The organism is Streptomyces sp. NPDC059255, assembly GCF_042752355.1.
GTDB lineage: Bacteria > Actinomycetota > Actinomycetes > Streptomycetales > Streptomycetaceae > Streptomyces.
Genome location: NZ_JBHYZP010000042.1, coordinates 1 through 21,685 on the forward strand (window position 1 = coordinate 1; position 21,685 = coordinate 21,685).

At 70.7% G+C, this 21,685-nt stretch carries 22 protein-coding genes and 1 pseudogene; 15 read left to right on the forward strand and 8 right to left on the reverse strand.

Annotated features, from left to right (window positions below; genetic code table 11):
• Positions 1–475: 475 nt before the first annotated feature.
• Positions 476–1,468: a helix-turn-helix transcriptional regulator gene (locus tag ACFXKG_RS34675; protein ID WP_384847432.1), complete on the reverse strand. Its 993-nt coding sequence runs from the start codon at positions 1,466–1,468 to the stop codon at positions 476–478.
• Positions 1,469–1,627: 159 nt separating this feature from the next.
• Between ACFXKG_RS34675 and ACFXKG_RS34680 the strand changes: the two genes are divergently transcribed.
• From ACFXKG_RS34680 to ACFXKG_RS34695, 4 genes are all read left to right on the forward strand, one after another.
• A complete protein-coding gene (locus tag ACFXKG_RS34680) occupies positions 1,628–2,002 on the forward strand; it encodes a nuclear transport factor 2 family protein (protein WP_384847435.1) in 375 nt (124 codons plus the stop codon).
• 89 nt (positions 2,003–2,091) lie between these two features.
• Complete coding sequence (locus ACFXKG_RS34685; protein ID WP_384847438.1) at positions 2,092–2,856, forward strand: DNA/RNA nuclease SfsA; 765 nt, start codon at positions 2,092–2,094, stop codon at positions 2,854–2,856.
• 102 nt (positions 2,857–2,958) lie between these two features.
• Positions 2,959–3,909, forward strand: coding sequence for an NAD(P)-dependent alcohol dehydrogenase (locus ACFXKG_RS34690; RefSeq protein WP_384847441.1), 951 nt, complete (start codon positions 2,959–2,961; stop codon positions 3,907–3,909).
• Positions 3,910–4,477: 568 nt separating this feature from the next.
• Complete coding sequence (locus tag ACFXKG_RS34695) at positions 4,478–4,855, forward strand: DUF952 domain-containing protein (protein WP_384847444.1); 378 nt, start codon at positions 4,478–4,480, stop codon at positions 4,853–4,855.
• A 576-nt stretch (positions 4,856–5,431) separates the two neighbouring features.
• Here ACFXKG_RS34695 and ACFXKG_RS34700 read toward each other — a convergent pair.
• Positions 5,432–5,686, reverse strand: a pseudogene (locus ACFXKG_RS34700) (MFS transporter); the annotation flags it as partial.
• 65 nt (positions 5,687–5,751) lie between these two features.
• The gene (locus ACFXKG_RS34705; protein ID WP_384847447.1) at positions 5,752–6,729 is read right to left on the reverse strand and encodes an MFS transporter; all 978 of its coding nucleotides are present in this window, start codon (positions 6,727–6,729) and stop codon (positions 5,752–5,754) included.
• Here ACFXKG_RS34705 and ACFXKG_RS34710 point away from each other — a divergent pair.
• The 6 genes from ACFXKG_RS34710 (at position 6,661) to ACFXKG_RS34735 (ending at position 12,400) form a co-directional block, all read left to right on the forward strand.
• Positions 6,661–7,125, forward strand: a complete 465-nt coding sequence (locus ACFXKG_RS34710; protein ID WP_384847450.1) for a hypothetical protein — start codon at positions 6,661–6,663, stop codon at positions 7,123–7,125. The two genes, ACFXKG_RS34705 and ACFXKG_RS34710, sit on opposite strands and share 69 nt — an antisense overlap.
• Before the next feature lie 171 nt (positions 7,126–7,296).
• Positions 7,297–7,764 carry a GNAT family N-acetyltransferase gene (locus tag ACFXKG_RS34715; RefSeq protein ID WP_384847453.1) on the forward strand — a complete coding sequence of 156 codons (468 nt, stop codon included), beginning with the start codon at positions 7,297–7,299 and terminating at the stop codon, positions 7,762–7,764.
• Between the two features lie 749 nt (positions 7,765–8,513).
• Complete coding sequence (gene dhaK / locus ACFXKG_RS34720) at positions 8,514–9,506, forward strand: dihydroxyacetone kinase subunit DhaK (RefSeq protein WP_384847456.1); 993 nt, start codon at positions 8,514–8,516, stop codon at positions 9,504–9,506.
• Between the two features lie 137 nt (positions 9,507–9,643).
• Positions 9,644–10,294 carry a dihydroxyacetone kinase subunit DhaL gene (gene dhaL, locus ACFXKG_RS34725; RefSeq protein ID WP_384847459.1) on the forward strand — a complete coding sequence of 217 codons (651 nt, stop codon included), beginning with the start codon at positions 9,644–9,646 and terminating at the stop codon, positions 10,292–10,294.
• Positions 10,291–10,701, forward strand: a complete 411-nt coding sequence (locus tag ACFXKG_RS34730) for a PTS-dependent dihydroxyacetone kinase phosphotransferase subunit DhaM (protein WP_384847462.1) — start codon at positions 10,291–10,293, stop codon at positions 10,699–10,701. The genes dhaL and ACFXKG_RS34730 overlap by 4 nt, the downstream gene beginning before the upstream one ends.
• A 160-nt stretch (positions 10,702–10,861) precedes the next feature.
• Positions 10,862–12,400 carry an FAD-dependent oxidoreductase gene (locus tag ACFXKG_RS34735; RefSeq protein ID WP_384847465.1) on the forward strand — a complete coding sequence of 513 codons (1,539 nt, stop codon included), beginning with the start codon at positions 10,862–10,864 and terminating at the stop codon, positions 12,398–12,400.
• Positions 12,401–12,440: 40 nt separating this feature from the next.
• Here the strand turns inward: ACFXKG_RS34735 and ACFXKG_RS34740 are convergent, their stop codons facing one another.
• Positions 12,441–13,436, reverse strand: coding sequence for a M56 family metallopeptidase (locus ACFXKG_RS34740; RefSeq protein WP_384847468.1), 996 nt, complete (start codon positions 13,434–13,436; stop codon positions 12,441–12,443).
• Between the two features lie 5 nt (positions 13,437–13,441).
• Entirely contained in the window at positions 13,442–13,945 is a 504-nt protein-coding gene (locus tag ACFXKG_RS34745) for a BlaI/MecI/CopY family transcriptional regulator (RefSeq protein WP_384847471.1), read from the reverse strand.
• A 206-nt stretch (positions 13,946–14,151) separates the two neighbouring features.
• On the opposite strand from ACFXKG_RS34745, the gene ACFXKG_RS34750 reads away from it, so the two are divergent.
• Positions 14,152–14,727 carry a TerD family protein gene (locus tag ACFXKG_RS34750; RefSeq protein WP_384847474.1) on the forward strand — a complete coding sequence of 192 codons (576 nt, stop codon included), beginning with the start codon at positions 14,152–14,154 and terminating at the stop codon, positions 14,725–14,727.
• A gap of 198 nt (positions 14,728–14,925) precedes the next feature.
• Here ACFXKG_RS34750 and ACFXKG_RS34755 read toward each other — a convergent pair whose 3' ends face one another.
• From ACFXKG_RS34755 to ACFXKG_RS34765, 3 genes are all read right to left on the reverse strand, one after another.
• Positions 14,926–16,230 carry a cation:proton antiporter gene (locus ACFXKG_RS34755; protein ID WP_384847477.1) on the reverse strand — a complete coding sequence of 435 codons (1,305 nt, stop codon included), beginning with the start codon at positions 16,228–16,230 and terminating at the stop codon, positions 14,926–14,928.
• Positions 16,231–16,237: 7 nt separating this feature from the next.
• Positions 16,238–16,723: a cation:proton antiporter regulatory subunit gene (locus ACFXKG_RS34760; RefSeq protein WP_382888256.1), complete on the reverse strand. Its 486-nt coding sequence runs from the start codon at positions 16,721–16,723 to the stop codon at positions 16,238–16,240.
• A gap of 458 nt (positions 16,724–17,181) precedes the next feature.
• Positions 17,182–17,475 (reverse strand): DUF3040 domain-containing protein, encoded by a 294-nt coding sequence (locus ACFXKG_RS34765; RefSeq protein ID WP_384847480.1) that lies wholly within the window; start codon positions 17,473–17,475, stop codon positions 17,182–17,184.
• Between the two features lie 338 nt (positions 17,476–17,813).
• On the opposite strand from ACFXKG_RS34765, the gene ACFXKG_RS34770 reads away from it, so the two are divergent.
• The 4 genes from ACFXKG_RS34770 to ACFXKG_RS34785 all read left to right on the forward strand — a co-directional run bounded on the left by ACFXKG_RS34770 (position 17,814) and on the right by ACFXKG_RS34785 (position 21,636).
• Positions 17,814–18,857 (forward strand): histidine kinase, encoded by a 1,044-nt coding sequence (locus ACFXKG_RS34770; RefSeq protein ID WP_384847483.1) that lies wholly within the window; start codon positions 17,814–17,816, stop codon positions 18,855–18,857.
• Between the two features lie 2 nt (positions 18,858–18,859).
• Positions 18,860–19,519, forward strand: a complete 660-nt coding sequence (locus ACFXKG_RS34775; protein WP_365820445.1) for a response regulator transcription factor — start codon at positions 18,860–18,862, stop codon at positions 19,517–19,519.
• A gap of 175 nt (positions 19,520–19,694) precedes the next feature.
• Positions 19,695–20,588: an ABC transporter substrate-binding protein gene (locus ACFXKG_RS34780; protein ID WP_384847486.1), complete on the forward strand. Its 894-nt coding sequence runs from the start codon at positions 19,695–19,697 to the stop codon at positions 20,586–20,588.
• A gap of 46 nt (positions 20,589–20,634) precedes the next feature.
• Positions 20,635–21,636: a siderophore-interacting protein gene (locus ACFXKG_RS34785; protein ID WP_384847489.1), complete on the forward strand. Its 1,002-nt coding sequence runs from the start codon at positions 20,635–20,637 to the stop codon at positions 21,634–21,636.
• The last annotated feature ends 49 nt before the right edge of the window (positions 21,637–21,685 follow it).

A 21,685-nucleotide genomic window follows, 5' to 3' on the forward strand; every position in this document is an offset into this window, starting at 1 on the left:
CAGCCAGGTTCAGCACGCCCACTGACATCACGGCGTTCCTCGCGAACAACTACCCTGCGGAGATCAAATCAGCATGTTGATTCTCTGCAAGCCCTTAGGGCCTCTCGACCGTGACACAGTCCTGCTGGTGCTGGACGTGGAGTGGGACGAACAGGGCAGGGCGACAGAGCTCAGGGCGTACGAACCTTCCCTTTCGGAGGGCGGTTTTGACGGGAGCGAACTGGATCGGCAACGGTTCGTCCATCGCCGCGACGTCATCTGGGGAAGAGCGATCCCGAGGGCCTGACTCGCATCTCGCCGTACCTGGCCGAGCACATCAACTGGTTCGGTGCGTACTCCACGCACGAACTCGGCATCCAGGCGGCGGCGTACGACCCGAAGCTGGACGTTGGTTTCACCCCGTTGCGCGAGCAGTACGTGCGGGCCGCCGGATTCGGTAGGGCAGCCTGATCGGGATGCGTCCAAGGCTTGCTGGTCAGGCTGCCGGGCGGGGGATGTAGAGGGCGGCCGTCGCTGCGGCCTTGTGGGCCAGGGCGTGGCGGAGGTCGTCAGGGGCGAGGACTTCGGCGTCGGGTCCGAAGGCGAGGAGCGCCTCGGCAGCCGCGAGGGCGCGGAAGCGCAGCTCCACTCTCGTCCAGCCCGGCTCAGGGTCTGCCTCTGGAGAGCCAGCCGGATCGGGGGCGGCGATGTCGGGTTCGTGGATGCGCAGGAACTTGGCCAGGATCTCGTCGCGGACCTTGACGGTAACGGTGAGGGGGGCGGGGATGTCGTCAATGCGGCGGCGCAAGGTGTCCCACACCTCGGCCAGCTCCGTACCGTCACGACGCCGCACGGGCTGGTCGAGGACGGCGGCGGAGAGGGCGCGGTCGGTGCGGAACAGTGCGGGTTCGCCGTCGTGGTCGGCGACGAGGTACCAGACGCCGGCTTTGCTGACGAGGCCGTAGGGGTCGAGGGTGTACGTGCGCACGCGCTTGTCACGGCCGTGGCGGTAGCGCAGGCGCAGGCGGCGGCCGGTGAAGACGGCCTGCTGGAACGCGGCGAGTTCGGTGGCGGGGTGGTCGGGGCCGGGGGCGCCACGCCAGCGGACGGGGTCGATGAGGACGCGGCGGCTGGCCAGGTCGGCGTCGGGGCGGTGCAGGGCGGGCAGGGCTGCCATGACCTTGCGCAGGGCGGAGCCGAGGGCCCGATCCAGGCCGAGGTCGGCGTGGGCAGGGCCGGACAGGAGGACGAACAGTGCGCGGGCCTCGTCGGTGGTCAGCCCGGAGACGTCGGTGCGGAAGCCGGGGAGCAGGGCGATCCCGCCCTGGGGGCCGCGGACGGTGTAGACGGGTACGCCGGCGGCGGACAGTGCCTCCACGTCCCGCATGATCGTGCGGGCCGAGACCTCCAGGCGGTCGGCCAGGTCGGAGGCGGGCAGCTGTTGGTGGGTCTGCAGCAGCATGATCGAGAGCAGTCGGTCGGATTTCATGGCTCCAATAAATCCCTCACGTATATGACCAAAGATGTCATATATAGCGGTGAGGATGCAGGTATCGGGCCGCCGACGGGGCGGACCGGGCGCTCCTGACGAGCGGGCCGCCAGCCTGCCGGATGTACTGGAGCGAACGGCTAGGAAAGGCGCATCCCCATGTCTGCTACCACCGGATCCGCGCAGAAGATCGCCCGGGCGTACACCGAGGCGTGGATGAACAAGGACATCGACAAGGCGTTGGCCTATGTCGCGAACGACGCCGTCTGCAAGGCCCCGAACGGTACGTTCGAGGGCAAGGAGGGCTTCCAGACCTTCATCGGGCCATTCGCCGGCTCGCTGAACGGCGCCACCCTCATCGACGTCCTGGGCGACGACACTCACGCCGCCGCCGTTTACACCCTCGACGCGCCTTTCGCGAGCGACTTCCCCGGCATGGACTACGTCACCGTCAAGAATGGCCTCATCACCCAGGTGCTGAGCCACTTCGACCTGTCCCCGCTCATCCGGGCCGGCGGCAACCCTCAGCACTGACCGCCCCGTGTCCGTGCCCGGTCTGCCACCGCCGACGGCTTCGGGCGCGGCGCCCACGGCGCCCACCACCGCACGCGATCGAAGGCTGCATGAGAATCCTCACCACCCGGGGCGACACGATCTGCTTCCCCGAGCCCCTGACCCGGGCCAGGATCATCCGGCACCCGAACCGGTTCATCATCGACGCCGACATCGGTGGGAGCGAGACCGCCTGCCATTGCCCGACCACCGGCCGCATCGGCAACCTACTCCTGGACGGACTCGACTGCCTGCTCTCACGCAGCGAAAACCCCGCCCGCAAGACCCCGTACACCGTGGAAGCCGTCAGCGTCGATGCCCCAGGCACCGCCCGTCCGGCCTGGATCGGCATCAACCAGAGTGCCGCCAACCGCTATGTCGAGCAGGCCCTGGTCCACCACCTGCTGCCGAAGATCGTCACCGCGCACAGCGTGCTGCGCGAGCGGACCCTGGGCCGCTCCCGCCTGGACTTCCTCGTCGACGACGACACCTACGTCGAGGTGAAGACCCCGCTGGACAACCTCCAGGTCGCCCTGGGCGATCACGTCCGCACCCGGCCCCGCCCGCCGCTGGCCTCCACCGACCGGCTGGTCAAGCACATCGGGGAACTCGGCCGCAGCCTGCAGGCCCATCAACGCGCCGTCCTGGTGGTCTGCTTCCTGTACGACAACCCCGGCTTCGAGGTTCGCCCCAGCAGTCACCACGATCAGGTCCAGGCGTCGGTCGCCCAGGCCGTGCGGGGTGGCGTGGAGATCTGGCAGGTCAACTTCCGCCTGGATGCGGCCGGCGTCCACGTCGCGCATCACTCCGACCTCACCAGCCAGTTCCTCGTCTGAGGACTGCCGCCTCCCACCCCGGCCCGGAACACCGGCGTGACCCGAGCCCCAGTAGGACACCACCGAGTTCAACCGCACAGATCTTCTCAAGGAACACACCTCATGCGCAGAATTCAGTACCACCGCTACGGCGGCCCGGACACGATGCGACTGGAGGGCTTCACCCTGCCCTCGCCACAGGAGGGAGAGGTTGCGGTCTCCGTCGTCGCGGCCGCGGTCAACCCGATCGACTGGAAGGTCCGCCGGGGCGAGCTGAAGATGATGACCGGCCGGGCCTTCCCCCGCGCGATGGGCTCGGACTTCTCCGGGACCGTCACCGTGGTCGGCCCTGGTGTCGCCGGCTTGAAGCCCGGCGACTCGGTGTACGGGATCACCGCGCTGAAGCCCAGCGGTGCCTTCGCCGAGGCCGTTATCGCCCCCGCTTCCCACCTGGCCATCAAGCCCGCCGGTCTCTCCTTCGAGCAGGCCGCCGCGCTCGCCACCCCCGTGGTCATGGCCTTTGCCGGACTCATCGACCGCGCCCGGCTGCAGGCCGGCCAGCGGGTCTTCGTCAACGGGGCGACCGGCGGCGTCGGCCAAGCTGTCGTCCAGCTCGCCCACGCCCTCGGCGCCACCGTCACCGGCACCAGCGGCCCCACTTCCGTGCAGCACGCCCACGCCCTCGGTATTGACCGCCTCTACGACTACACCGCCGTCGACCCCGCAGACCAGAAAGAACTCCAGGGCGCGTTCGACGTGGTCTACGACACCAACGGCTTCCTGCCGGTCAAGACCGCGATACGGCTGTTGAACAAGACCGGCGTCTACCTCGACATCAACGCCACCCCCGCCAAGTTCGCGCACGCCGTCTTCGCCCGCCGCCACAAGATCTTCTTCTGCAAGCCCGACACCCGGACCCTCACCGCCGCTGCCGACAGGGCCGCCGCCGGGGACATCCGCATGTCCATCGGCGAAACCGTCTCTCTGGAGGACGCCACCACTCTGATCGCCGGCCTGGAGACAGGCCGCAAGATCAACGGCAAGGGCCTGATCCTCACCAACCTGACCAACTGATACCCCAGGCAACAACCGCTCGGCACCCAGGTGACCAACCCCACACCCGCTGGATGACGGATTCTTTCTGGTAGCAGCGGAAAGATGCTGCTACCACCCGGGGGCAGCCCGGAAACGGCACCGTCCGCCGCATTCTCGCGGAAGACGCCGACAGTACCGAGTTAGCCCGGACGTCTTTTCAGAGCTTCAAGAACAGGTCATTGCACCTTTGGCTCGTATCTCGGCGATACCCCCGGCCGCGGCCGGCGAGCTGGTGGTTCTCGTAGGAGGCGACCGTCCCTGTCAGCAAGATCAACCGCACCATCAGCGTCTTCGACCTCTCCCCGATGATCCAGGCCGGCGGCAACCCCCCAGCACCGAGCAGCCCGGAAACCGGGTCCGCCGCCCTTCAACCGGCGGCGGACCTCGCCACCCCGGGGGAATCTGCTCAGCAGCCCGGTGCTGACTGAGGCCACCCATCCACGGCGGCTCTCGGGCCGGGCCGACCGCGCCAGGCGGCTACATTGAACCGCCCGGCTCCATAGTCCGGGGCCTGCGCGCCCCCTATTTCAAGGAGGTCACGGCCAGCATGTCCAGTCGTGCCACCATCCAGCACGTGGTCCCACTCGATGAGTGGAACGTCCGCCCCGACGGCCCGTACACACCCGAGTCGCTCTCGGAGGACGGGTTCGTCCACTGCTCACCCAACGAGAAGACCACCATCGCCATCGTCAACGCCTTCTACCGGGACGCGCCGAGACCGCTGCTGACACTCGTTCTCAATGTGGACCGGCTCACTGCGAAGTGCGAGTGGGAGCCAGCAGTGCCCGTCCCGCCGCCAGGGGTCACCGAAAGCACCCTGTTCCCTCATGTGTTCGGGCCTCTCAACCGGGACGCGATCGAACACGTACTGGAGGTGGCCTGGGATGACCAGGGGCGGGCGGCAAGACTGAAGGAAAGAGACTGAACGCCTTCGCGGTAACGCCGTTCGTCGTCCGCCGGCAGAGGATTCTTTTTGTGCCACAGTAGTTGTGGTCTTCATCTGCCTCTTCGGCGGTGGCGGTGCGCAGCGGTCAGCCACCAGTCCGTCCAGGACCGATAGAGCGAATTCCTGGATTGCGGGGCCACAGGACGTGCGTGGGCACCGCGCAGCGAACAATCACTGCCATCGGCGGCCAGCCCGGCCGTTGCGCGTCGCTCTGGTCTGGTCGTGGCCGGAGAGCCTGGTTTTGCAGGGCAGAACCGCGGAGCCAGCCAGGATGTCGGGAGCGACTCTCATCGCGGATTTACGCGGCCTCACATCGGCACAGCTTTTCGAACTGTATCCGATCAGAGATCAAATGCAGAATGCAGCTTTATTTGCAAGCTCCGCGAAATTGCGGGCAAGCCTCTCATTGAAGCGGCATTGCCCACATTACGCACAAGAATTCAAGCGCAAGAATTGCCACATCCATCGGCGCCATTTTTGAGGTCCCACCGGTATTTTATGGGGTGCTACTCTCGTGTCTTCCCATTCCCACGGATCAGCGGGCCATCTTCCCCAATCCGACGCTCTCAGCAGCAGTCCGCCGAAGGCCAGCGCATAGGCGTTGACGATCCAGGCGAGGTTGGCGTCGGACGCATCCAGGTCGGTCTGGATGCTGGGGAGGGCGATGTTCGTGATCGTGGCGTCGAGGATCAGCATCAGTTGCGCGGCGGCGATCACGACCAGGGCGAAGCCCAGATGCCGCCCATCTGGCGAACCGGTACGTGTGCCCGCGTCGGCCGGGGCGGTGGCAGTCGCGCTGTCGGAAGACATGGAAAAACTCCACGAGAGGTGAGTGATTGCATTCCCTTGTCCCCTCGGCGTGCTGCTTCTTCATGTCAATGGCGAATGAATATGACCGCGGTAGCGGCGAAGGCGATGGTGTAGCCGTGGGTGAGAGCGTCGCCGGCCTTTGCGATCAGGGTCTGGTTCCTGGTGGCGAGGCCCTGGTAGAAGGTGGCCGCGGCGTTGGGGAGCCGGTCGTCGGCGGCGTTGGTGGAGAGGGGCGACAGGTTGGCCAGGCCGAGCACGCCGCCGAACTGCTGGGCGGTGTTGAGCAGTGCGGAGGCGATGCCCGTTTCCTGGTGTGCGACGGCGTGGACCGCGCCGAGGGCCATGGGCACGAAGCTCACGCCCAGGCCGAGGGCGGTGACGAACATCGCGGGCATGAGGTGGGCCGGGTAGGAGGAGTCCGGGGCGAGCCTGGTGAACCAGAACATGCCGGCGGCGGCCACCAACAGGCCCGGAGCGGCAACTACGCGCGAGGCGACGTGGGTGACGAGCTTGGAGCTGACTCCGACCGCGATGCCCATGCCGATGCTGAAGGGCAGGTAGGCGAAGCCGGACTTGATGGCACTGCAGCCGAGGATGAGCCGCATGTAGAGGGTGAGGAAGTAGAAGAAGGCGATCATCCCGGCGCCGACGAACAGCAAAATGGTGTAGCTGCCGGATCGCGTTCGGTTGCTGAACAGGTGCAGCGGCATCATCGGGTGTGCGGCTCGCCGCTGGACGATCAGGAAGTCCAGCAGGAGCACGGCAGCAGAGAAGAAGGAGGTGAGAGTGAGGCTGTCGGTCCAGCCGTTCTCGCCGCCGCGGGTGATGCCGTAGACCAGGGTGAGCAGGCCGCCGGTGCCGGTGACCGTGCCGGGGATGTCTAGGGCGTGTGTCGGAAGTGCTCTAGGTTGGCTGACGTGAACGCGCGGGGGCGGAGTTACCGATATGTCGGACCGGTTGAGCTGAAGGCTGCGGTGCGGCCCGGTGACGGCGGCCGTCGGATCGGCTCGGCGGCTGACTTCGGTGGCTGGATCGTGGAGCAATCGGCGGCGGAACTGACCGAACCGTTCACCTTCGTGATCGATATGGACGGTGTGCTTCGGCTGGCCCCGCGGCGAAGTGAGCACGTGGCCTGTGCCGGCGGAGACATGGTTCTGAGTGCCGGCGAGATCAGCTTCATGCGCGAGGCAGACCGGTGGACCGTGAGCGAGGTCAGCAACCAGTCCACCGGGTACTGCCCGGACGTCACCTCCTGGGCGGAGGTCGCCCAGGCTCTGGACGCTGTAGAGCTCCGGCGGCCTTCCGGCTTCACCCACGAGGTTGTATTCCGGCGGTGCCCCGACTGCCAGGAGCACAACATCGTGCGTGAGGACGACTTCATCTGCGTCTTCTGCGGCAGCGGTCTGCCCGCGACGTGGAACGTGGATCCCACCGCGTGACGGCCAGGGGTCACATTCACCCGGAGCGCGCCTACTTCCTGCTGCAGACAGAGCCTTCGACACGTTCCATCCTCCCAGGCCAGGAGTACACTCAATGAATTTGATCAGTTATCGGACGCCGCACTCGACGAAGTACCACGTGCTCGACCAGCCGTAGGAGCCACCACCGAAATGATCTCCCTCCGCGAAGTACTCGATAGTGATCTGCCCACCTTTTGGGAGCACCTCTCTGATCCCGAGGCGCAGCACGTGGCCGCGGTCACCAGGAAGTACCACTACGACAGGGCGCACTTCGACAGCTACTGGGCCAGGATCCGTTCCAACCCCGATGTCCTAATGCACACTGTGCTCGCCGACGATGAGGTGGTCGGCCATGCTGCGGTGTACGGGCCGCCGAACGAACGCCAGGTCACCTACTGGATCGGCCGAAATCACTGGGGCCGCGGCATCGCCACAGCGGCGCTCACGTTGCTGGTCGATCTCGTCAGAACTCGGCCGTTGCACGCCCACGCAGCAGCCGATAACGCAGGCTCGATCCGCGTACTGGAAAAGTGTGGCTTTGTGATCACAGGGCATGGCAGGGGCTTCGGCCAAGCACGCGGCGGCGAGATCGACGAAGTGCTCCTCGCTCTCACCTGAGATCCACGGGCCGTTCCGCCCAGCCTGGGAGCATCGCGGAGACACCTCGGGTTCCATCACCTGACGAGTGCCCCCAGCTTGACGCAGGAAGATTCATCGGAATACCCAATCCTCCCAGGTCGGAGGAGCGCTCCTACTTTTTGATCATGAGTAGACGTCGCACTCTGCTGAAAGCGCGAGGCTAGGCCCGACATAAGATCGGCACAGGAAGCCACTTGCTCTGACGTGCACAGACAGAAGCGTTCTCCGGGCCAGCGAAACCTGCTCTCGGCCGGTAGACCCATGCTGATCGGGTCATTCAGTACGTAGCGCAAGCCATCCGTTGGCTTATGGCACACCGTTCACTCGTCACCTTCGCCGACCGTGTCGATGCACGCAGCCCCTGGGCGACTGTGGCCGAGGCCGCTCATGGCCATCCACGGAATCGTCTGCCCACCCACGCAGTACACCCCCTCGCGGACCCAGAGGGCAGATTCGCCGAGATGCGTGCCGTCCCCCGATCTCGCCGTAGGCCGTGCCGCCTGGCCGGGTTCGATCGATACTGGAATCGGACGAACGGACTGCCCAGCCGGACTGCTCCGGAGGGAGCTGACGATATATCAGAAAAGTCAGCATGAGGTCAGCATCAGTACCGCCGGACACCGCTTCGAAACGCCGGGGACCGCCAAGATCACATAGCCCCCACATGCACCTTGACCTGCAAAAACGCTGGTCAGAGGCACATCTGCTAGCCAACCTAGGAGATACCGTTGAAGATGCTCATCAATGTGCCGGAGACCGTGGTAGCGGACGCGCTGCGCGGCATGGCGGCCGCGCATCCCAAGCTCTCCGTCGACGTCGAGCGGCGTGTGGTGATACGCGGCGACGCGCCCGTGGCCGGGAAAGTGGGGATCGTTTCCGGGGGCGGCTCCGGGCACGAGCCGTTGCACGGGGGGTTCGTCGGGCCCGGCATGCTGGCTGCCGCCTGCCCCGGTGAGGTCTTCACCTCCCCCGTGCCGGATCAGATGGTCCGGGCCGCCGCCGCGGTGGACAGCGGTGCCGGGGTGCTGTTCGTCGTCAAGAACTACACGGGCGACGTCCTGAACTTCGACATGGCCGCCGAGCTGGCCGAGGACGAAGGCATCCAGATCGCGAAAGTGCTGGTCAACGACGATGTGGCGGTGACCGACAGCACCTACACGGCGGGGCGGCGCGGTACGGGTGCGACGCTGTTCGTCGAGAAGATGGCGGGCGCCGCCGCCGAGGAGGGGGCGCCGCTGGAGCGGGTCGAGGCGATCGGGCGGCGGGTGAACGAGCTGTCCCGGACCTTCGGGGTCGCCCTGAGCGCCGTCACCACGCCCGCGAAGGGCAGCCCCACCTTCGACCTGCCCGACGGCGAGCTGGAGCTGGGCATCGGGATCCACGGTGAGCCCGGGCGCGAGCGGCGCGCGATGATGACCGCGCGGGAGATCGCGGACTTCGCGGTGCACACCGTACTGGACGACCTGCGCCCCTCCGGGCCGGTGATCGCCCTGGTCAACGGCATGGGCGGTACGCCGCTGCTGGAGCTGTACGGGTTCAACGCCGAGGTCCAGCGGGTGCTGGGCGAGCGCGGTGTGGCGGTGGCCCGTACCCTCGTCGGCAACTATGTGACCTCGCTCGACATGGCGGGCTGCTCGGTGACCCTCTGCCAGGTCGACGAGGAGCTGCTGCGGCTGTGGGACGCGCCGGTCGAGACCCCCGCGCTGCGCTGGGGCCGCTGAGCGCCCGTCAGCACAGCGGCACAGCGGCACAGCGGCACAGCGGCACAGCGGCACAGCGGCACAGCGGCACGCGACAGTACGGCGACGCGAGGCAGGACAAGGGACGTGGGGAACGTTCCACGGGGTGAGGAGATCACGTGACCGACGAGACATCGGACCGCACGCTCGACGCGGGATTCTTCCGCCGCTGGCTGGGGGTGGTCGCGGCGGACGCCGTGGAGGGTGCCGCGGACCGGCTCACCGAACTGGACTCGGCCATCGGGGACGCCGACCACGGCAGCAACCTCCAGCGCGGATTCCGGGCCGTCACGGCCACGCTGGAGCAGGACGCGCCCACCTCTCCGGGCGCCGTGCTGATCCTCGCGGGCCGCCAGCTCATCTCCACCGTGGGCGGCGCGTCCGGGCCGCTGTACGGGACGCTGCTGCGCCGTACGGGCAAGGCGCTCGGGGACGCCGCCGAGGTCACGCCCGAGCAGTTCACCGAGGCGCTGCGGGCCGGTGTCACGGCGGTGAGGCAGCTCGGCGGGGCCGCGCCCGGGGACAAGACGATGATCGACGCGCTGGAACCGGCGGTCGAGGCGCTGGAGGCCCCGGCACCGGCCGGCCCGTCCTTCCGGGCGGCCGCCGAGGCCGCCGATCGGGGCGCCCTGGCGACCGTACCCCTCCGGGCGCGCAAGGGCAGGGCGAGTTATCTGGGCGAGCGCAGCATCGGGCACCAGGACCCGGGTGCCACGTCGTCCGCGCTGCTGATCGCCGCCCTCGCCGACACGGCGGAGGCGGCACGGTGAGTGGCGGAGCGCCGGTCGGCATCGTGCTGGTGTCCCACAGCGCGGCGGTCGCCACGGCTGTCGCCGCGCTCGCGCGGGGCCTGGCGGGCGGCGGCGCCGCGGCCCCGATCGCGCCCGCGGGCGGCACCGGGGACGGCGGGCTCGGGACCAGCTCCGAGCTGATCTCGGCCGCGGCGGCGGAGGTCGACCGCGGTGCGGGGGTCGCTCTTCTGGTGGATCTCGGCAGCGCCGTGCTGACGGTGAAGGCGTTGCTCGCCGAGGGCGACGAACTGCCGGAGCGGGCCCGGCTGGTGGACGCGCCGTTCGTGGAGGGAGCGGTGGCCGCGTACGTCACCGCCTCGGCCGGCGGGGATCTGGACGCGGTGGTGGCCGCGGCGGAGGAGGCGTACCGATACCGCAAGGAGTGACCGGTACCCCATACGGAATGCGCCCGGAATCGGCCCCGGACCGGGAAAAAGGCGCGGAGTCGTCGTGATCCGGGCATCGCGCCACCGGAATACTGAGCCGTCACGCAGGCACCGGCGCCTTCCGCGCCGGTGGCGGTCCAGAACTTCCGGAAGGACAGGCATGGCGAACTCGGCGGGCGTGGACACCGGCGCACAGGACGCGCACGGCAGGGGCGAGGGGACGGATGGGGGAACGGGCACCGGGGCGGGAACGGGTGCCGGGGCGGCCGAGGAGAGGCCCGGGGGGACGGACCGTTCCCGGGGCCGCCGGGCGCGGCATGCCGTCGTCGTCGGAGGGAGTCTCTCGGCCCTGCTGACGGCCCGAGTGCTGAGCGACCACGCCGACCGGGTGACTGTCATCGAGCGCGACCGTTTCCCGGACGGTCCCGAGCCCCGGGCGGGGGTCCCGCAGAGCCGTCACCTCCATGTGCTGCTGGCGAGCGGGCAGCGGGCCATGGAGGAGTTACTGCCCGGGATCCTCGACGAGCTGCGCGAGCACGGCTCCCCCCGGGTCGGCCAGCCCGACGATCTCGTGCAGTGGCAGAGCGGGAGCTTCTACCGGCGCACTCCGGCGTCCACCCATCTCCTCACCGGTTCACGCCCGATGCTGGAGTGGCTGGTGCGACGCCGGGTGCTGGCCGATCCGCGGATCACCGTGGTGGAGGGCACGGAGGTGGTCGGGCTGGTCGGGGACGCCACCCGGGTCCGGGGCGTACGCCTGCGTGAGCGCGGGGCGGGGACGCGTCACGATGTGCGCCCGCTCGCGGCCGACCTGGTCGTGGACGCCTCGGGGCGCGGGACCCGCGCCCCGGACTGGCTGGCCGGGATCGGCGCGGAGCCGCCCCACGAGGAGACGCTGGACACGGGGCTCGCCTATGCGTCCCGGCTCTACCGGGCCCCGGAGACCGCCGAAGGGCCGGAGTGCCACGGCTACTTCTTCGTCGGGGACAAGGACCACGCCGAGGGCGGGGTCGTCCTGCCCGTCGAGGGTGGTCTGCACATCGTCACGCTCACCGGGCTGCGCGGCGGTGAACCGCCCTCGGACGACGAGGCCTTCGCCGAGTTCGCCACCCGGCTCCCCCATCCGGCCCTCCACGAATGGCTGTTGAAGGCGGAGCCGGTGTCGCCGGTGCACGCGTTCCGTTCGACGGCGAACGTACGGCGGCGGTACGACCGGCCGGGGCGGCGGCCCGCCGGATTCCTCGCCACCGGGGACGCGCTGTGCGCCTTCAACCCGGTGTACGGGCAGGGCATGACGATCGCCGCGCTCGGCGCCCTCGCGCTGGGGAACGCGCTCTCGGATCCCCGCCGGACACCCACCACCCGGCGCGTGCAGCGCGCGCTGCTGAAGGCGTCGCGGCAGGCGTGGGACCTCTCGGCCGGAGCCGACCGGCCGCTGCCGGGCGCGCGGGGCAACGCCGCGCGGATCCGTGCGGCGGACCGGCCGGGAGCCTGGTACCTGGGGCGGGTGCTGGCGCGCGCGGCCGGTGATCCGGTCGTCGGGGACGCGTTCCGGCAGGTGACCCATCTGACCTCGACGGTCGGTGTGCTCTTCACACCGCGGGTCCTGCGCGCGGTGCTCTTCACACCGGTCGGGCCCGAGCTCGCGCAGCCGCAGCCGCAGCGGGAGCCCGGGTCCGCGCGGCCCGTGCGCGGCTGACCCGGCCCCGGCGGGCGGCGGCCGGGCGCTGATCCCGCGCTCAGAACGGTGTGGCCGCCTGGAGGACGAGGAAGAGCGTGACCGTGGCGTTCGCCGAGGACAGGGCCGAGCCGACCGTGCCCGCCGCCGCCGCCCAGACGGCCAGGCCCACCGCGCTGCGCACCGACGGCCAGTGGACGGCCGACGGCGCGGGTCCCAGCAGCGCGGCGACCCGGCGTGGCACGGGTCCGGGGCTCGGCGCGGCGAACCCGGCCAGCGTCGGCGCCGGGGTGCCCCGGGAGACGAGCGCGGCCTTGCCGATGGCGCGGGCCACGACGGTGCGGTCGCCGGTCACCCGGGCGGCATCCTCGTCGGCCCAGCGCTCGCTGGTGTAGGCGACCGCCGCACGCAGCGGGCGCAGCAGCGGATTGGCGCGGGCGGCGAGCCGTACCGTCAGCAGGAACCGGTGGTGCCGGCCCGCGAGATGGGCGCGTTCGTGGGCGATCAGGGCGTCCCGCTCCGGTTCGTCGAGGCAGGCGAGCATCCCGGTGGAGACCACGATCCGCCCGGGTCCACGGGGCCCGGTACCCGGGTCGTCCCCCTCCCCCGCCGCGGCGCGGGGCGCGCGGGCGGGGCCGGGCAGCGCGTAGGCGTACGGTGCCTCGTCGGCCAGGACGGCCAGCTCGCCGCCGGGCAGACCGGCCAGCGCCTCCTGCGCGCGGCGGCGTACGCGCCGGTGGCGCCAGGCGGCGCCGGCGCACCCCGCTCCGGCCGCGGCGAGGGCCACGATGGCCGCCTTGCCGGCGATCTCGTCGTACGGGACCGCCTCACGGACCTCGGGGTCCGACCATGCGTCGGGCAGCGGGTTGCCGGGGAGCTGCGCCGTACCCACGACCACCAGCAGCCCCAGGCAGAGCGTGCTGCACACCGCGAGGACGGCGGCGAGGGCGGAGAGCAGACGCGTGGCGACCCGGGGGTGCAGATGGAGTGCGGCGAGGCGCGCGACGGGCAGCGCGGTCAGCGGCAGTACGAGCGGCAGAAAGACGAACACCCCCATCGCCGTCAGCCCTCCGCCCCGCCCTCGGGGAAACCGTCCTTGGGGATGCCGCCCGCGGGGAAACCACCCTCGACGAAGCCGCCCTCGACGAAGCTGCCCGCGGGAAGACCGCCTGCGGGGAAGCCGTCCTCCGGGAGGGCGAGCAGGTCGCGCAGCAGCCGTTCGTCGTCCGCCGAGAGCGTGGTGACGAAGCGGGCGAGGACGGCCTCGCGGTCCGTCTCGCCGTCCAGCACCTTGCGCATCCGCAGAGCGGCGAGCCCCGCCTCGTCCGAGGCCGCGCGCCACTCGAACGAGCGGCCCGCGCGCTCCCGGGTGACCGCCCGTTTGGCCTGGAGCCGGGTCAGGATGGTCATCACCGTCGTGTACGCGAGGTCCCCGCCGAGCCGCTCCTGCACCCAGGCGGCCGTGACGGGCCCTGGGGCCTGCCGCAGCGCGGCCAGCACCTGCGACTCCAGTTCGCCCTGGCCGCGCCTGCGCGGGCGCTCGTCAGGGCTGCCGTGCTCCGTCACCGCTGTCTCCCTCCGGCCTCGCGGACGCACCACGACGCACGCGCGTCCATGCTACGGAGCCGGGGGCGGGCGCCGCCCGGCCGGGTGGCGGGGAAGGGGTCGGACACCGGCCGGAGAGCGGGCCGGATCTCGCTCCCGTTTTACTTCTACACTGCTGTAGATTTTACTTTCGCATGACCGAATCAGCTCAGCTCAGGAGGAGCAGCGTGGGAGTTTCCCTGTCCAAAGGCGGCAATGTCTCGCTCAGCAAGGAGGCACCGGGACTGACCGCGGTCCTTGTCGGCCTCGGCTGGGACGTACGGACGACGACCGGTACGGACTACGACCTCGACGCCAGCGCGCTGCTGGTCGACGAGTCCGGCAAGGTCGCCTCCGACCAGCACTTCATCTTCTACAACAACCTCAAGAGCCCGGACGGCTCCGTCGAGCACACCGGTGACAACCTGACCGGCGAGGGCGACGGCGACGACGAGACCGTCAAGGTCGACCTGGCCAATGTGCCGGCCCAGGTCTCGAAGATCGTCTTTCCGGTGTCGATCCACGACGCCGAGAACCGCGGCCAGAGCTTCGGTCAGGTGCGCAACGCGTACATCCGGGTGGTCAACCAGGCGGGCGGCGCCGAGCTGGCCCGCTACGACCTGAGCGAGGACGCGGCCACGGAGACGGCGATGGTCTTCGGCGAGCTGTACCGCAACGGCGCGGAGTGGAAGTTCCGCGCGGTCGGCCAGGGGTACGCGTCGGGTCTCTCGGGCATCGCCGCGGACTTCGGCGTCGGGGTCTGACACAGCGGACGCGGTGCCGGGCCCCCACATCCTCGGGGTCCGGCACCGCGTCCGGCACGGGGCCGGCCCACGGCCGGCCCCGCCAGGCAGGGGCACAGGGCGCAGGGCGCGCGTCCTGTGCCCCGTTCGCCTGTGGGGGCGGGGGCTGCGGCCGGGCCGGTGGGTGCCGGCCTGTGGGGCCGCGGCCGGTCCGGCGGGTCAGCCGTGGCTGGGTGCCGTGTCGCTCACGTCGGGGACGGGCGGCTCGGCCCGTCCGGACGACTCCGGCTTCGCGTACGGCTCGGACGCCACCTGCGCCTCGGCACCCGAGGAAGCCGCGGGCGGTACGGCCGCGGCGGCGGCCGGCGCCTTGGCGCCGCGGGTGAGCCGACGGGCCAGCGGCTCCGTCCAGCGCGCGGCCAGCGGGCCGAGGATCACCAGGATGAGGACGTACGCGGTGGCCAGCGGGCCGATCCGCGGTTCCACCCCGACGGCCAGCCCGGCGATGACGATGGAGAACTCGCCGCGTGCCACCAGCGTGCCGCCGGTGCGCCAGCGGCCCGCCGTCCGGACACCGGCGCGCTTGGCCGCGTACCAGCCGGTGGCGATCTTCGTGAGGACGGTGACGGTCGCCAGGATGAGGGCGGGCACCAGGACCGGCGGGATGGCGGCCGGGTCGGTGTTGAGACCGAAGAAGACGAAGAAGACGGCGGCGAACAGGTCGCGCAGCGGTGCCAGCAGGTTGTGCGCGCCCTCGGCGACCTCTCCGGAGAGCGCGATGCCGACCAGGAACGCGCCGACGGCGGCGGAGACCTGGAGCTCCTGGGCGACCCCGGCGACGAGCACGGTGAGGCCGAGGACGACGAGCAGCAGCATCTCGGGGTTGTCGGAGGAGACCGCGCGGCTGATGAGCCGGCCGTGGCGCAGCGCCAGATAGAGCACCGCGCCGACCGTGCCGAGCGAGATCAGCAGCGTCAGGCTGCCGCCGGCGAGGCTGAGACCGGCGAGCAGGGCCGTGAGCAGCGGCAGGTAGACCGCCATGGCGAGGTCCTCGATGACGAGGACTCCGAGGATCACGGGGGTCTCGCGGTTGCCGAGCCGGCCGAGGTCACCGAGGACCTTGGCGATCACTCCGGAGGAGGAGATCCAGGTGACGCCGGCCAGCGCCACCGCGGCGACGGGACCCCAGCCCAGGATCAGCGCGGCGACGGCGCCCGGCACGGCGTTCAGGACGAAATCGACGATGCCGGAGGGGTACTGCGTCTTGAGGTTGGAGACGAGTTCGGACGCGCTGTACTCCAGCCCCAGCAGGAGCAGCAGCAGGATCACGCCGATCTCGGCGCCGGTGGCGACGAACTCCTCGCTGGCGTTGAGCGGGAGGAGCCCGCCGTGCCCGAAGGCGAGCCCGGCGAGCAGGTAGAGGGGGATGGCGGAGAAGCCCACACGGCCGGCGAGCCGGCCGAGTATCCCCAGACCCAGGATGATGGCCCCGAGTTCGATGAGCAGTGCGGTGGTCTCGTGCACGGGCGCTTTATCCTCCGGTGATCAGTTCGGCGACGGCGTCCACGCCTTCCCGGGTGCCGACGACGACGAGCGTGTCCCCCAGGGCGAAGCGGAAGTCCGGGGTGGGCGACGGGAAGGCGTCGGTGCGGCGCAGGACGGCCACGATGGAGGCGCCGGTACGGCTGCGTACCTGGGTGGCGCCGAGCGTCCGGCCGACATAAGGGGAACGCTTGGTGACCGGGATGTGCTCGGTGAGCAGGTCGATCTCGATGTGCTGGTGGAGATGGGCGACGGGGTCGGGGGTCAGGAGCTTGCAGAGCGCGGTCGCCTCGTGCGGGGCGAGGGTCGCGGCGTCCCGGCAGTTGTCGTCGTCCTCGGGATCGTGGAAGGCCAGGATGCGGCGTCCGTCCTGGTGCACGACGACCGAGAGGTGCTTTCCCGCTTCGGTGTTGAGGTCGTAACGGGTGCCGACCCCGGGCAGGGTGGTCTTACTGACGTGAGCGGTGTGCTCCATAGGAAACGGCTCCATGCGGGCGTGGCGTGAGGGTGTGCGGGCATGCTGACCCCTTGGGTCCGCGGCGGCACGGACCAAGGTCCGGCGACGGGGCACGACTGCGTGAGCCGTCCGTCACCGGACAGGGATTCTGCATCATGCGTCGCGGCGAAGCACAGGTAAGGGGATCCGTGACGGGACCCGCGACGCGACGGACACCGTGCCGGCCGGCCGGACGCGGCGGACCGTCAGGGGTGCGCGTCTCATGGAACCGCCCCCTCCGCCCCCGCGAATTCGACCGACCGCCCAGCATCTCAGTAATGGGTGTGCCAAAGCTCAAGAGAGCGTTGGTCACCTGAGCGCTATTTTAACGTAAAATAATTTGTGAGGATTATTACCTATGCAACGAAAAGAACCGCCGGAGGCTCCGGCGGTTCTTGCTCTCCCGGCCGCGGCGGCGGGCCGGGATCGGTGGACATCTACCTGGAAGGCGGAGGGTTGCCCTGTCCGCCCCGGACGCGGTCGGGGTCGAAGAGATGCACGGCGATCCCCGCCAGTACCAGTCCTCCCGCGATGAGGAGCCCGTGGCCGAGGACGATGCCCAGGGCCAGACCGCCGAGCGCGACGGCCAGCATCAGCCAGGCGGTGCCGTGCCGGTACTCGCGCGGACGGCACGGGGTCCCGGCCTCCAGCGCGTGGAAGAACCGGGGGTCGTCGTGGCGGAGCCGCTCCGCCAGGTCACTCAGGGTCTGCCGGTCCTCTTCCGTGGCCATGGTCCGCCTCCCCGCTGTCGTACGTCGTTCCGCTTCGCATTGCCCCGCCGTGCCCGCCCGCGTCCGCCCGCCCTGGCGCACGCCCCGCCCGCCCGCGTACGCGCTGCCCGTCGCGTACGCCCCGCCCGCCACGTACGTCGCCCACGTCGCGTGTGCCGCCTCTCCCCGGCCGGTGCTCCCCTACGATCGCCCGCCGCGGCACTCCACCGCCATCCGCATCGACACCCACATCGGGGGGTGGGAGACATGTAGACGGGCGGGGGTGGCGGGGCGGTGGTCGGGCCGCTCCCGCCGCGCGGGTGATAGTGGGGACGTCACCTGCGAGGAGGCCCTGCCCCGTGTCCCTGTTCTGGCGGATCTTTCTGCTCAACGCCGCGGTCATGTTCGCGGCCACTGCCCTGCTGCTGCTCGGCCCGGTCACCGTGTCCGCCCCCGTGCTGCTCACGGAAGCCCTGATCATGACGTTGGGACTGGTGGCCATGCTCGTCGCCAACGCCGCGCTGCTGCGCGTGGGGCTCGCTCCGCTGCAACGGCTCACCCGGGCGATGACCACGACCGATCTGCTGCGCCCCGGCCGCCGGCCGGCGGTGTCGGGCCACGGCGAGATCGCCGAGCTGATCATGACGTTCAACACCATGCTCGACCGGCTGGAGGCCGAACGGGCCGCCAGCAGCGGACTCGCGCTCTCCGCGCAGGAGGCCGAACGCCGCCGGATCGCACAGGAGTTGCACGACGAGGTCGGCCAGACCCTCACCGCGGTGCTGCTCGAACTCAAGCGGGTCGCCGACGCGGCTCCCGCGCCCGTGCGCGCCGACCTGCTCCACGTGCAGGAGACGACCCGCGACAGCCTCGACGAGATCCGCCGCATCGCGCGCCGGCTGCGCCCCGGCGTCCTGGAGGAGCTGGGGCTGATCAGCGCGCTCAAGGCGCTGACCACCGAGATCACCACGCACACCGGGCTGACGGTCCGGCAGCGCTTCGACGGCGATCTGCCGGCGCTGGGCGAGGACGTCGAGCTGGTCGTCTACCGGGTGGCGCAGGAGGGACTCACCAACATCGTCCGCCACGCGGACGCGGGCCGGGCCGACATCGCGCTCCGGCGCACCACCACCGGGGTGGAACTGCTCATCGCCGACGACGGCCGGGGCGTCGGTACGGCCACCGAGGGCGCGGGCATCAGGGGCATGCGGGAGCGGGCCCTGCTCGTCGGGGCCGAGATCACCGTGGGACCGGGCCGGGGACTCCTCCCCGGCCGGGAAGCGGGACAGACGGAGAATCAGACACAGACTCAGGCAGAGGTACAAGCACGGGCACAGGAACAGCGACGCGGCGGCGGCACCGGCGTACGCCTGTGTGTGCCGATCAGGAACGGGAGCAACTGACCATGGCCGAGACGGTACAGACCCGCATCCTGCTGGCGGACGATCACGCGCTGGTCCGCCGCGGGGTCCGGCTGATCCTCGACGGCGAACCGGACCTGACGGTCGTCGGCGAGGCCGGGGACGGTGCCGAGGCCATCGAACTGGCCCGCGCCGAACGTCCCGACCTGGTGATCCTGGACATCGCGATGCCCCGGCTCACCGGGCTGCAGGCGGCGCGCGAACTCTCCAGGCTCCAGCCGGGAACGCGCATCCTGATGCTGACCATGTACGACAACGAGCAGTATTTCTTCGAGGCGTTGAAGGCCGGGGCGAGCGGCTACGTCCTCAAGTCCGTGGCCGACCGCGATCTGGTGGAGGCGTGCCGTGCGGCGATGCGCGACGAACCCTTCCTCTACCCGGGGGCGGTGACGGCGCTGATCCGCAACTACCTCGACCGGGTGCGGCAGGGCGACAGCATCCCGGACAGCGCCATCACCCCACGGGAGGAGGAGATCCTCAAGCTCGTGGCCGAGGGACACACCTCCAAGGAGATCGCCGGCCTGCTGCTCATCAGCGCCAAGACCGTGGAGCGCCACCGCGCCAACCTGCTCCAGAAGCTGGGCCTGCGCGACCGGCTGGAACTGACCCGGTACGCGATCAGGGCGGGTCTCATCGAACCGTAGATTCTCCTCTGATTCCCTCGGTTTTCCTCGGATTGCCCTCCGTTCCGTCTTACCGGCGCACGTGGGGAGTCCGCGCGCCCCGTCTTGGGCAGAGAGTTGAGGGGTGCCCGTACGAACCCGCGTACAAACAGGGCGCCCCGGACACCGCACCAACACGAGCGGAACGAGGCGAGGCATGAACCCGGGCAACAGCTGGGAGTTCACGGACGATCGCGGCCGGCTCACCACGGCACCGAGCCGTCCGACACGGGTGGTGGCCTACATACAGGCCGGCGCGACACTGTGGGACCACGGACTGCGCCCCCTGGGAATCTTCGGTTCCCACCATGACGGGCAGACGCCGGACCCGGCGAAGGCGGGCGAGCTGCCTCTCGCCGAGCTGCGTTCGTTCGGCGCGGGCAGCTCCTTCGACCCGGAGGCCGTCCTCGCCGCGGAGGCGGATCTGGTGGTCGCCGTCGGCTACGGCACGGGGCAGGTGTACGGCATCGACCCGGAGGCCGCCAAGCACCTGGAGGAGCAGGTTCCGGTCGTCGTGATCGAGGTGGGGAAGGACCGCTCGCTCGGCTCCGTCAGGGACCGGTTCTCGGAGCTGGCGGCCTCGCTCCAGGCGCCGCTGCGGCCCGCGGTGCCGGAGCTGGAGCGCGCGGAGGCGCGGCTGACCGCCCAGGCGGCGGGGCCCGCGCGTCCCCTGGTGCTGGCGCTCTCCGCGGCCGGCCCCGAGACCGCGTACCTGGCCCGCCCGGACACCTGGCCCGATCTGCGGGCGCTGATGGAGCAAGGAGTCGAGCTGATCTCCCCGGCGGAGGGCGGCGGGGCCAACTGGCGTACGGCCGACTGGTCCGAGGCCGCCGCGCTGGCCCCGGACATCGTGCTCGCGGACGTACGCGCGAACGCGGCGCCGCGCGAGGCGCTCCAGGACAACCCGCACTGGCGTGCCATCGGGGAACGGGCGCGGATCGTGCCGTGGAACCCGGAGGTGCCGGCGAGCCATCGCGCGCACGCGCGCTTCCTCGACACGGTCACGGAGGCTCTCGCGGCGGTCGCGGCGGGGACCGGGGAGAGCGTGTAGGCGCGCTGTCGGCCGCGTGTAGGAGCCCGCGGGCAGGGTGGCCCGCATGACGACGACAGAGAACACCCCCGGCGGAGCGGCGGCGCCCGGAGCCGGCGCGGCGCCCCCGGAGCTGCCGGTGCGGACGGTCGAGGTGACCGGTGTCCGGCGGATCTCCCCGCACATGACCCGGGTCACCTTCGGCGGCCCCGGCCTCGCCGGTTTCTCCCTGGCCGGGCCCGACCAGCAGGTGAAGCTGTACTTCCCGCGGCCGGGGCAGCGCGTCCCCCGGCTCCCCGAGCCCGGCACGGACGGCGATGTGATGCGCTGGTACGGCGCGTTCCAGGCGATTCCCGAGGAGGAGCGGCCGTGGGCCCGGAGTTACACGGTCCGGGCCCACGATCCGCTGCGCGCCACGATCGACATCGATTTTGTCCTGCACGGGCGCGAGGACGACGGAGCCGGCCCCGGGCCCGGGGAGGCGGCCCCCGGAATCGAGGAGGCGGTGCGGGGGCCCGGGGAAACGGTGCGGGGGCCCGCCACCGCGTGGGCGCGGTCGGCCGTACCGGGGGCGGTCCTCGGGATGTTCGGCCCGTCGGCGTACTTCGCCACGCCCGTCCCGGTCGGCACGACGGACTGGATGCTGCTGGCGGGCGACGAGACCGCGCTGCCCGCGATCGGCACGCTGATCGAAGCGCTGCCCGAGGGCGCCCGCGCGACCGCCTTCGTCGAGGTGGCGGACGCGGCGGAGGAGCAGCGCTTCACGACGGCGGGGACGGTGACGGTGCACTGGCTGCACCGCGGTGCGGCCCCGGCCGGGAGCGGTGACGCGCTGCTGTCGGCGGTCCGCGCCGCGGCGTTCCCGGAGGGTTCGGTCCTCGCCTGGCTGGGCGGTGAGGCGGGGGCGGTCCGGGCACTGCGCCGCCATCTGGTCGACGAGCGCGGCGTCGGCAGGCGGTCGGTCCACTTCGCCGGCTACTGGCGGCGCGCCCTGACCCAGGACGACGCCCCGACGGAGGCGGACCTCGCGGAGGCACGGGAACGGCTCGCGGACGCGCGGGAGCGGTAGGGCGCCCTCGCGGACGCGCGGACGCGGTAGGGCGCGCCGTGCCTGGGGC